Raw genomic sequence first — 383 nt, 5'->3', positions numbered from 1 at the left:
CCCTCCCGATTCACAGAAGCATGATCATGCTCTAGGGTCACGGCTCAATGTCCGCAATGGGTCGATCTCAGATCGGCGGAAATGGGTGGTTAGCGGCCGTTCCGCTAATCGTCCAATCTCACGCGGAGGCAGGCCCGAAAGGGCTGGCCTTCCCCCTCCTGGCGATACCAGACCTCGACCACATTGTAGTGCCGGAAGTATCCTCCAGCTTCCGTTGCGATGTACTCTCCAGCACGCGGTAGGAAGCTGAACTCGCCGACAAACAGGGGACGATCGGCGTTCTCATCTTCGAATACGTCCACGAGCGGCATGGCGATCTCCCCTGGGGCTACGTCTGGCGCTTCGGAGGAATGTCCGCAATGGGTCGATTGTGTTGAAAAACT

The 383-nt window shown here is 58.2% G+C and carries 1 protein-coding gene; it reads right to left on the bottom strand.

The window, feature by feature from the left end:
- Window positions 1-104 precede the first annotated feature (104 nt).
- On the bottom strand, window positions 105-383 hold a 279-nt coding region (locus tag RQX22_RS19270; protein ID WP_315728837.1), incomplete at its 5' end, for a hypothetical protein.

Source organism: Sphingosinicella rhizophila (assembly GCF_032378825.1).
GTDB classification, from domain to species: domain Bacteria; phylum Pseudomonadota; class Alphaproteobacteria; order Sphingomonadales; family Sphingomonadaceae; genus Allosphingosinicella; species Allosphingosinicella rhizophila.
This window is presented reverse-complemented; position numbering and strand designations above follow the sequence as displayed.